The organism is Streptomyces sp. NPDC079141, assembly GCF_040686775.1.
Taxonomy (GTDB): domain Bacteria; phylum Actinomycetota; class Actinomycetes; order Streptomycetales; family Streptomycetaceae; genus Streptomyces.
Map to the genome: position 1 here is coordinate 1113712 of NZ_JBFBLP010000001.1, position 10446 is coordinate 1124157.

At 63.2% G+C, this 10446-nt stretch carries 9 protein-coding genes; 6 read left to right on the forward strand and 3 right to left on the reverse strand.

Annotated elements, in window-relative coordinates:
- Positions 1-169: 169 nt before the first annotated feature.
- Positions 170-1132, reverse strand: a complete 963-nt coding sequence (locus tag AB0Q90_RS05110) for a carbohydrate kinase (protein ID WP_363159070.1) — start codon at positions 1130-1132, stop codon at positions 170-172.
- 224 nt (positions 1133-1356) lie between these two features.
- Here AB0Q90_RS05110 and AB0Q90_RS05115 point away from each other — a divergent pair, with 224 nt between their 5' ends.
- The 4 genes from AB0Q90_RS05115 to AB0Q90_RS05130 all read left to right on the forward strand — a co-directional run bounded on the left by AB0Q90_RS05115 (position 1357) and on the right by AB0Q90_RS05130 (position 5520).
- On the forward strand, positions 1357-2373 hold the full coding sequence (locus tag AB0Q90_RS05115) for a sugar ABC transporter substrate-binding protein (protein ID WP_363159071.1): 1017 nt from the start codon (positions 1357-1359) through the stop codon (positions 2371-2373).
- Positions 2374-2565: 192 nt separating this feature from the next.
- Positions 2566-3579 carry an ABC transporter permease gene (locus AB0Q90_RS05120; protein ID WP_363159072.1) on the forward strand — a complete coding sequence of 338 codons (1014 nt, stop codon included), beginning with the start codon at positions 2566-2568 and terminating at the stop codon, positions 3577-3579.
- Positions 3576-4412 carry an ATP-binding cassette domain-containing protein gene (locus AB0Q90_RS05125; protein ID WP_363159073.1) on the forward strand — a complete coding sequence of 279 codons (837 nt, stop codon included), beginning with the start codon at positions 3576-3578 and terminating at the stop codon, positions 4410-4412. The genes AB0Q90_RS05120 and AB0Q90_RS05125 overlap by 4 nt, the downstream gene beginning before the upstream one ends.
- 76 nt (positions 4413-4488) lie before the next feature.
- A complete protein-coding gene (locus AB0Q90_RS05130; protein WP_363159074.1) occupies positions 4489-5520 on the forward strand; it encodes a LacI family DNA-binding transcriptional regulator in 1032 nt (343 codons plus the stop codon).
- A 587-nt stretch (positions 5521-6107) separates the two neighbouring features.
- On the opposite strand, the gene AB0Q90_RS05135 is transcribed toward AB0Q90_RS05130, so the two are convergent.
- Positions 6108-6854 carry a DUF5677 domain-containing protein gene (locus tag AB0Q90_RS05135; protein WP_363159075.1) on the reverse strand — a complete coding sequence of 249 codons (747 nt, stop codon included), beginning with the start codon at positions 6852-6854 and terminating at the stop codon, positions 6108-6110.
- Positions 6855-7124: 270 nt separating this feature from the next.
- Here AB0Q90_RS05135 and AB0Q90_RS05140 point away from each other — a divergent pair, with 270 nt between their 5' ends.
- Positions 7125-7430: a hypothetical protein gene (locus tag AB0Q90_RS05140; RefSeq protein WP_363159076.1), complete on the forward strand. Its 306-nt coding sequence runs from the start codon at positions 7125-7127 to the stop codon at positions 7428-7430.
- Positions 7431-7633: 203 nt separating this feature from the next.
- On the opposite strand, the gene AB0Q90_RS05145 is transcribed toward AB0Q90_RS05140, so the two are convergent.
- Positions 7634-8986: a hypothetical protein gene (locus AB0Q90_RS05145; RefSeq protein WP_365732646.1), complete on the reverse strand. Its 1353-nt coding sequence runs from the start codon at positions 8984-8986 to the stop codon at positions 7634-7636.
- Positions 8987-9681: 695 nt separating this feature from the next.
- On the opposite strand from AB0Q90_RS05145, the gene AB0Q90_RS05150 reads away from it, so the two are divergent.
- Complete coding sequence (locus tag AB0Q90_RS05150) at positions 9682-10443, forward strand: hypothetical protein (protein ID WP_363159078.1); 762 nt, start codon at positions 9682-9684, stop codon at positions 10441-10443.
- Positions 10444-10446 lie beyond the last annotated feature (3 nt).

Consider the following 10446-nt stretch of genomic DNA (forward strand, 5'->3'; position numbering starts at 1 on the left):
GACGGCCGCTGAAGCGGCGCCTTGCCGACGCCGTCGTCCACGGTGTCGGCGAGGAGTGTCATCGTTGACTTGTGTCATCGATGACATCGAGTGGCCCGATGATGGGGGAAATCCGGCCAGTGCGTCAACGGTTCGGCCGCGACGTCCTGTTGGGCAGTCTGTTCGCCCGTCAGACGCGGTCGGCCGCGGCGAGCTGCCCCAGCTGGTGCTGCCACGGCGGGTTGGGGCCGGCGACCGAGCAGGTCAGGGCCGCTACGCGGGCGCCGAAGCGGCAGGCTTCCTCGACGTCGTCCAGGCGGAGTTCCGTCAGCCGGCCGCCCAGCAGCCCACGAGCACCGAGGTGGTGCAGCAGCCCGGCGGTGAAGGAGTCCCCCGCACCGACCGTGTCGGCGACGCTCGTCGCCACGGCGGGCACCTGGACCTGTGCGCCGTCGAGCGAGGCGAGGGCGCCGTCGGCACCGCGCGTAATCACGACGAGCCGCGCCCCGGCCGCATGCCAGATGTCGCATGCCCGCTCGGGCGACGTGCCCGGCAGCAGCAGTTCCAGGTCGTCCTCGCTCAGCCGCAGCACATCGGCGAGGGAGCACCAGCGCGCCAGACGGGCGCGATAGACGTCGGGATCCACCAGCAGCGGCCGGACATTGGGGTCGATGCTGATGGTCGCCCGGGGAGCGGCCGCCGCCAGGAAGTCCTCCACCACCGCCGCGCCGGGCTCCCGGACCAGGGCCAGGGATCCGGTGTGCACACAGGCGGTCCCGGAGAGATCGACCCGCGCGAGTTCCTCGGCCGTCCACTGCCAGTCGGCCGTGTTCTGCGCGTGAAAGGAGAACGCGGCCTGCCCCTGGTCGTCCAGCTCCGCCACGGCCAGGGTGCTGGGCTCCGCGGCCGCGACGGCGTACGACAGGTCCACCCCGGACGCCTCCAGGTGGGCCCGGAACAGGCGCCCGAACACGTCACCGGACAGTCGCGCGAGGAAGCGGGCCGGGGTGCCGAGTCGGGCCAGGGACACTGCCGTGTTCGCAGGTCCGCCGCCCGGCAGTACACGCAGGGCGAGTTCGTTCGTGGCGCTTGCGGGCCCGGCGAAGGCGTCCGCGACGCACTCCCCCAGGACGATGATCTGACGCGCGTTCATGGGCTGCTCTTCTCTGCGGACGACGAGGCGAAATCGGGCACGGATCGGGCGGCCGCCGGAGGCGTTACGGACTTGTGTCCCGCGCAAGGCATTGACGTTGCCGGGAGGCGGAGTCCATCATCCTGGCCATGCAGTGTCAACGATGACATAAGTCAACGATGACACTCCGGGCGGCGTGCTCTGAACCGAACCCCGTGCCGCTCGCGATCTCACAGGAGTCGATCATGTCCCGTACCACTCGCCTGTCCTCCTCCCTCCTCAGAGTCGCCGCTGTCACGGGCGTCGCGACCCTCACCCTGACGGCCTGCGGATCCGGCTCCGGATCGGGCTCGTCCAGCGCCGGATCGGGCGACGTCAAGGTCGGTCTGATCACCAAGACCGACACCAACCCGTTCTTCGTGAAGATGAAGGAGGGCGCGGAGAAGGCCGCCAAGGAGAACGGCGCCGAACTGGTCACCGCCGCAGGCAAGTTCGACGGCGACAACGCCGGTCAGGTCACCGCCATCGAGAACATGGTCGCCTCCGGCGTGAAGGGCATCCTGATCACCCCGAGCGACTCCAAGGCCATCGTGCCCGCGATCGAAAAGGCCAAGGCCAAGGGCGTCCTGGTCATCGCCCTGGACACCCCGACCGAGCCGGAGAGCGCGGTCGACGCCCTCTTCGCCACCGACAACGTCAAGGCCGGTGAGCTGATCGGCGAGTACGCCAAGGCCGCCATGAAGGGCAAGACGGCGAAGATAGCCGCCCTCGACCTGGCACCGGGCGTCTCCGTCGGCGTCCAGCGGCACGAGGGCTTCCTGAAGGGCTTCGGCGCCACCGACAAGGACGTCGCCTGCGCCCAGGACACCGGCGGCGACCAGGCCAAGGGCCAGACGGCGATGGAGAACTGTCTCCAGAAGGAGCCGGACATCAACGTCGTCTACACCATCAACGAGCCCGCCGCCCTGGGCGCGTACACCGCGCTCAAGGCCAAGGGCCGGGAGAAGGACGTACTGATCGTCTCCGTCGACGGCGGCTGCACCGGAACGCAGGCGGTCAAGGACGGCAAGATCGCCGCGACGTCCCAGCAGTACCCGCTGAAGATGGCCGCCGAAGGTGTCAAGGCCGTCGTGGCGTACGCAAAGGACGGCAAGAAGGCGTCCGGTTACACCGACACGGGCGTCACGCTGATCACCGACAAGGCGCAGGACCGGGTCACGTCCAAGGACACCGCTTACGGCCTGGAGAACTGCTGGGGCTGAGCCGCCCCCAACGACCGTACGACGCCGCCTCCCCCTTGAACGGGGCGGCCGGCCCCTCCTCCCCGACCGCGGGGACGGCCGCCCCCTCGTTCCCCTGTCCTCCGCCTTCTTCGATTCCTCCAGTTCCGCCGGTTCCTCCCACGAGGACGGACAGGGACGGACAGGGACTCTGTCTTTCGACAAGGACTTCGCATGACCGCCACGTCCACGCCTCCGAGCACGTCCTCGCCGTACGCCGGGCTCAAAGCGCCGACCACGGCCCGCAGACTGCTCACGGCGCCAACCACCGGCCCGCTGGCCGCCCTCCTCCTGGCCTGCGCCTTCTTCTCCTTCTCGACCGAGCAGTTCCTCACGGGCGGCAACTTCTCGCTGATCGTGCAGCAGGTCATGGTCGTCGGCACCCTCGCCATCGGCCAGACCCTGATCATCCTGACGGCGGGCATCGACCTGTCGTGCGGTGCCGTCATGGCCTTCGGCAGCATCATGATCGCCAAGATGGCCGCCGAGGGCTCATTGCCCCCGCTCGCCGCCATCGCCCTGGGCCTGGTGGTCTGCGGCGGCTTCGGCCTGCTCAACGGGCTGCTGGTACAGAAGATCCCGCTGCCGCCCTTCATCGTCACCCTCGGCATGCTCAACGTGGCGTTCGCGCTGACCCACATCTACTCCGAGGAGCAGACGGTCACCAACCTGCCGGGCCCGCTGACAGCGCTCGGGGAGACCTTCCCGCTGGGCAACACCGACATCACATACGGCTCGCTGGTCACCATCGCCCTGTTCCTCCTCCTCGCCTACGCGCTGAGCAACACCGGCTGGGGCCGGCACGTCTATGCGCTGGGCAACAGTCAGGAAGCGGCGCGGCTGAACGGCATCCGCACGGGTCGGCTCACCATCGGCATCTACACCGTGGCCGGCGTGCTCTACGGCATCGCGGCCCTGCTGCTGATCTCCCGCACCGGAGTCGGCGACCCGCAGGCCGGGCAGACCGACAACCTCGACAGCATCACGGCCGTGGTCCTCGGCGGCACCAGCCTCTTCGGCGGACGCGGATCGGTCCTGGGCACCTTCATCGGTGTCCTCATCGTCGGTGTCTTCCGCAACGGGCTCCAGTTGATGGGCGTCGCCTCCATCTACCAGACCCTGATCACCGGTGTTCTCGTGATCCTCGCGGTGACCGTCGACCAGATCTCCCGGAAGAAGGCCCGATGAGCACCATCTCGTCCCCCGCGCCCGTGCTGCAGGCGCGCGGCCTGGTCAAGCGGTACGGCCATGTCACCGCCATCGACGGCGCCGACTTCGATCTGATGCCCGGTGAGGTCCTCGCGGTCATCGGCGACAACGGCGCCGGGAAGACCAGCCTGATCAAGGCGCTCACCGGCGCGGTGGTCCCCGATGCGGGCGAGATACGACTCAACGGGAAGCCCATCACCTTCTCCGGTCCTCAGAGCGCACGCGCCCACGGCATCGAGACGGTCTATCAGGACCTCGCGGTGGCCGCCTCCATGGACATCGCCTCGAACATGTTCCTCGGGCGCGAACTGCGCCGCCCCGGCGTCCTCGGCAGCGTCTTCCGCATGCTGGACAAGAAGCGCATGCGCCAGGAGGCCGCCGAGCACATGGCCGACCTGAAGATCGGCCTGCGCTCGCTGACGCAGGCGGTCGAGACGCTCTCCGGCGGCCAGCGCCAGGCGGTCGCGGTCGCCCGTTCCGTGGCCTGGGCGCGCAGCGTCGTCGTCATGGACGAGCCCACCGCCGCTCTCGGCGTCAAGGAGTCCGGGCAGGTCCTGGATCTCATCCGCCGCGTCCGGGACAAGGGCATGCCGGTCGTCCTGATCAGTCACAACATGCCGCACGTCTTCGAGATCGCCGACCGGATCCACGTCCACCGCCTCGGCAAGCGCGCCGCCGTGATCAAGCCGTCCGACTACTCCATGGCGGAGGTCGTCGCCATCATGACCGGTGCGCTCACCGTCGATGCGGCCGGAGATACTGTCGTAGCGGACTCGGAGGCTGCGAAGGCCGCCGGAGTACAGGCCACCTGACAGCACGATCCAGCTCTCACAGTTTCCGGCCGAGGCCGCGGCCGGAACCGAGGGCCCACAGGAGATGGTTTCCTCCATGGCAGCCAGCCGCCGCCCCACCCTGGCCGATGTCGCCCGAGAGGTGGGCGTCAGCGCCAAGACGGTCTCCCGCGTCCTCAACGAGGACGGCCCCGTCTCGGCACAAACCCGGGAGCACGTGCTCGCCGCGGTGGCCAAGCTCGGCTTCCAGCCGAACCTCATGGCACGCAACATCCGCGTCGGCGGACCCGACACCACCATCGGGCTGGTCATCCCCGACCTCGCCAACCCGTTCTTCGGAGCCGTGGCGCGAGCGATCGAGGACACCGTACGAGAACGCGGACTGACGCTGCTCATGGGCTCCTCCGCCGACGACCCCGACCGCGAACGCGCCCTGACGGACAAGTTCCTCGCCCGGCGCGTCAGCATCCTGTTCGTCGTGCCGTCCGTGGGCGCCGACCACGCCCACCTCAAGTCCCACCGCACGGCGGGACTGCCCGTGATCTTCCTCGACCGCCCCGGAGTCGGCCTCGCCACGGACAGCATCGTCAGCTCCAACCGTGCGGGAGCCCACGACGGCGTCGCCCACCTCATCGCCCACGGTCACCGGCGCATCGGCTTCGTCGGTGACCTGCCGCTGAAGCTGTACACCCGTCGTGAACGTCTGGCCGGCTATCGCTCGGCGCTGCAGGAAGCCGACATCGCCTACGACCGCTCGCTCGTCACCAACGCCCACGACCAGCAAGGGGCCGAGGCCGCGACCTCCCAGCTGCTCGATCTGGCCGATCCCCCCACAGCACTGTTCGCCGGCAACAACATCGTCGCGCTGGGCATAGTCGCCGAACTGGCCCGCAGCAAGCGCAAGCACGTAGCCGTCGTCGCCTTCGACGACGTGTCACTGGCCGAGGCACTTGAGCCGGCCCTGACCGTCGTCGCCCAGGACCCCGAGGAAATCGGCAGAACGGCGGCGACGACCGCCCTGACCCGCCTCGACGGCGACCGCTCGCGTGCCCGCACCATCACCGTGCCCACCCGACTGATCGTGCGGGGCTCGGGCGAACAGCCGGCGCCCGGTACCCAGGGGAGCTGAACGGGGCGCCTCGGTACCAGCCTGACGTGCGCGGGAGAAACGAGGCCCTCGTCGGCATGCCTCTACGCCGGCACGATGACCGACGCCCGCGGCGATCTGCTCAGCCACGGTGCCGGCAGCCGATCCGTCTGCCTTTCGCAACCGCGCTCAGTACTCTCCGCGGGCGTCCTGCATCAGCCCGTCACGTGCGCTGGTCCCCAGGCGGTCGGCCCCCAAGAATGATCAAGGGGCCGCTTCAGATCTCCTCTGAAGCGGCCCCTGACCTGCGACTTCGCAAAGTCGGGACGACAGGATTTGAACCTGCGACCCCTTGACCCCCAGAAGCTGACACCCAGTCCAGGACGTCCGGACAGTCCAGGGGAGCGGGCAAGGGTCCAGGTCAGAGATCCGAGGCACCAGCTTGTGTGCCCAGGTCTGTGAGAGATGTGTGAGACGTGACGCCCTCCCGAACGTAGCTCTGTCGCGTCATCAGAGGCTCGTGGACGGACGGCAGCTCGACTGCCGATTCTTTGATCCGCCAGGCGCGAAACGCCTCTCTACTGGATCTACACGACGCGGCGGAGGCCACGGTCTCCCACAGCTCCTACCTACTTCTTGGGGTTGCCCGGCTCCTGCCACTGCGGGAGCGCCGTTGCGAACCCGAACTCCTTGGCCACCTGCTCAAGCTCGGTGGTCCATGGCTTGTCGGTGAGCACTTCATTGAAGGCGAGCATTGCGATGTGGAAGATCCACAGGCAGAAGAGTTGGCACGCCACGAGCTCTTCGTGGATCGGTGTCTGGCTGACGTGGAAGTCTTGGCCATCATCCTTGAAGAACATCTGTGCGCCGGTGAGCGTGGGGTGCGCGAACCAGGAATCTACTTGGTAGAACGTCCGCTCCTTGGTGAGGCCATAGCCCCTCATCAGGTGCTCGATCTTGGCCAGCCGCTCGTTGGGATCAGCTGCGATGGCCTTCGCCGTCTCCACAGTCTTGACCATGACCTCGTAGGCGTCCTTGTAGCGGTCCTTCGTGCCGTCCGCCTTCAGGGCCTTCGCCAGCTGGATCTGATCGTTTCCGAGCTTGCGGCTGTAGATGTCGCCTATCCGGTCCCCCTGGTCGACGCACCACCGCAAGGTGATCGCGTACTCCAAAGCACTCCGACGATTGGGGGACGCAGCGCCGCAGGCGCCGCCCTGGTGCAGTGTGAGGATCGCGCGCACCTGCTCGGCTACGTTGAAGAAGAGTCCCCATCCGATCACGCTGGCGCGGTTGGTCGGGTCGACGTGCTTGTACAGGTCGCCCGAGATCAAGTTCTCAAGGCGGATGAGGGCTTCACCAGGGTTCGGTTCTGTCATGAGCCGCATCATGGCGGGGAGCGAGTTGACGCCGCTACGAGATTTTCCCTGTTCGGTTTGTGCGAGCTGTGAGCTCGCACCATGCCGACCAGGAATCATCAGACCTTTTGCTTCGAAAGCGCTGATGGCAGTCGTTCAACATTTGACACATAGACCTCAGGATGTGACTTGGGTCACTCTGTGCAACGCTAGAGACATGAGGCGCCCAACTCTAGGGCGGTCTAAGCCCGAGCAGTATGCGGCTGCTTCTTGTGCGGCGCGGGAGGACCCATGCTGAGCAAGGACATCAAGAAGGTTCAAACGACTCGGGCGTGGACTGGCCTTATTGTAGTGATCATCAGCGATATCGGCATTGCGCTAGCCGCGATACTGGTGGCGATAGACGTCGGCCGTTCCGAGGCCGTCGCCATTCTTACTAGCGCCTTTACTGCTATAACTGCGATTTCGACAGCCTACTTCGGTGTTCGAGCTGCAACGAACACAGCTCAATCTGCTGTAGCCGCTACGATGAAACCATCTCAGGAGAATGACGCTGCCAATCAGCAGTTTCCTGGCGGGAAAAGAAATGTCGATTGATTCCACACCCAAGCCCAATCAGGGGCGGGGGAACGGGCAAAATGATCCACTTCAGCGCTGGATCATTGCGTTTCGCGTGACCGCTGTTATAGCCGGGTTGGCGAGTCTTACAGCGGCCATATTTGCCACATTCACCAGCAACGTAAATAACATCGGGCTTGTCGGACTACTGGTACTGACCGTAATCCTCTTCATCCTTGCCGTTATGGAGATTCGGGATCCCGAAAGGGAAGAGGAGTGATAGCGATAGCAGACTTCGATTCCTCGACTGAAAGATGGATGTTTCCAGCTAGGTATTGACAAATAGCAAGGAGCCAGAGTACCGCAAGAACAATGGCCAGAATGACGCGAATTGGCTTCAGAAGAGCAGCACTTAGCGAGGTTGATTCTCTAGCCAACAGGACTGCTGTGGCGAATGTAGAAGGCGTGAGCAGCAGGGCTACGTGTGGAGCGGTTAGTTCTCCCACAAAGTAGGCTCCACCAGACGTAATTGCTAGAAATGTAACGAGCGCGATGCCAGTTACGACCCAGTGGATCATTCTAATCGGAAGCAATGGCCTTAGTCTGCAGTCGATTTTGATTGCGTGGGGGCGGAGTGCCGTACTAGGTGGCGAGTAGACAAGGATCAACTCATGTCTAGTTTCGACCAAATTTCGTTTTGCGGAGGGATTATTGCCCCATTTCTCGCTCGCAGCAACCCGAACCGACTTTGGATCAAATTCGACGCTTGCATCTGAGACACGAAGGCTTACGTGATTTGAATACGCGTCCCCGAAAGTTGCCACTTGCCCTAGATCATCTCGTTGCATGGCAAGTGCTGACGCTACTTTTTGACTGAAGTTTCCCCTCTTTTCTGAGGTTACTTCTCTTGTCTCTGAGACATTTACGAGAAATGGTTCATCGAGCGGCACGAGGCACTCTGCGATGGCTGTCCAGTAGCTGCCATAGAAGCGGTATGTGTCTAGAATCGTAGTTGCCGTTGCTTTGATCTCACTATTTCCAGTTTGCCCGGAGCTAACCCTCACGATTTCGTAGAATGAGACAAGCGCGTCAATCCATTTATCTACTTCATCGAGGGAGCTGAGCTCCTTGTTCGCCTTGAGGATCGGCAAAGCAAGTAGGGGGTTCGCTACTGGACTGTCACTAAGCTTCCGCAGTTGCATATCGGTGCGAATGGGCAACAGGGTTCGTTGCCAGTCCTTCAAGGACTGAACGAAGGCCTCTCTTTCTTCCTTGGCGGCTTTTGGATCACATAGACCTTTGAAGAGATATTTTGCCAGGGCTTGATTTTTGCCTACCCCCTCTTGAGCCTTTCGCCATGGCCCACTTTCAAATCCACAAATGGCTCTTAGATAGGTGTGAAGTTCTTTCTCGGCAAGTAGGTCCTTAAGCGGGCCGTTTTTGTCGTCGCCAAGAAGGGTAACCAGGTCATTTCCCAGCGAAACAAGATGACTGGCATGGAGCCCAGCACTCTCCCATAGCGGCAGCCGGAATGCTGATCGGCTTCCTACTGTGAGATCGAATCCAAAGAGCAGTTTTCGAGGGAAGTTTCCCACGGGGAGCTTAATCCAAGCGCTCTTGCAACGATGAGGCACCAGATCACCCAGCACCTCTCTCAGTGGCTCTACGTGCATGATTCGTTTTCGTTCCACCCATAGGGCGCTGGAATAGTCAATACGCTCGACGGAGCGTGCACGCCACTTAGCGGGGTCACTCATCAATCGTAGGCAGATTCTCTCGTTTCCCCGAAGGTCCAGTCCCTCGATCTTCATAGGGCTTCTTTACTACACCAGCTGGATTCGTGACGGTAGACGACGCCTTTGCCGAGAAGTGGATGCCCCATTTTCCCTAATTGTGATTTTTATCGCCTATGTTATACTGATACCAATGGAGAAGGGGTGGCGTTATCGAAAATCATTCAGACTGATCCTGAGGGAGTTATTTTGTCCCAAGGTCGCTCCCCGTACTTACGATGCTCCACGAAGGGCCCCACCCGTGACCACAGAGAAGCCGTCAGATCCATTTTCCAATGAGAGACTCTTTGGGCCTGCGCGCCCCAAGGAGGAGATGGACCAGAAACTTCAAGAGTATGAGGAGTGGAAGAAGAATTTTTCCTGGAATGAATCTCCAGGTTTTCGAGGTCTTGGAGGTCCGGGCGAGTTTATCATTATTTATAACCCTAGTGAAGATTAACCACTTGTAATCCGTCTTACATCTTTCCTCGTTCTGACCTCGTATAATCCGTCCTCATATGACAGAACGAGCAAGACCAACATTCGACGGACAGGCAGTCGCCAAGGCGTTAGGGACGAAGGCCCAAGAGGTTACTGATCCCGCCTATGGCGATGGGCAGCACTTCCAAGTTCGCTCGGACAAGGCATTCCTGAGTCTCGACACGTTCCCAGCGGCCGGCGTCTCTCGCATCACGACTAAGGGTGCGAGGATCGAGCTGTTCGGTGGGATGCTTCCGGCTGTTGAGGACGAGGGCATCGTCTTCATGCAGAAGGACCAGGACCACGAGCACTCAACAGTTGCTCTCCACCCTGATGGCGCGCTGACACTGGGGTACCAGGTCGACACTGGCCCCCTCTCCGTCCCAGGTCTCCCCGAGGATGTTGAGGACACCGCGCAGATCATCACCAACCACGAGGCCGTGAAGACACCGGCCGAGCCTTCGGAGCCTGAGGCACCGTCCGTCGTGGTCGCTGGCCCCAAGCCTCCCGAGAAGGTCGGCGACGGCCTGGAGCGCATGCGAGGCGCCTTTCCTGATGAGCGCCCGATGATCCAGCGTGTTGCCACAGCAGAGCCTGATCCCACCACCAACGGACACGTCCAGTCCGCACCCAAGGTGCCGGAAGCTGTTGCCCAGGACTCTCAGGACGAGCATCCGCTCGACCGAGCTGCACGCATCAGGGCACAGGTGTCCGCGTACAAGCTGATGCACAGAGGCAGGTACGGGCTCATGTACACACTCGATCGGGTTGATCTTCGGCGTGTCGTACGTGGGTTGTGAGTA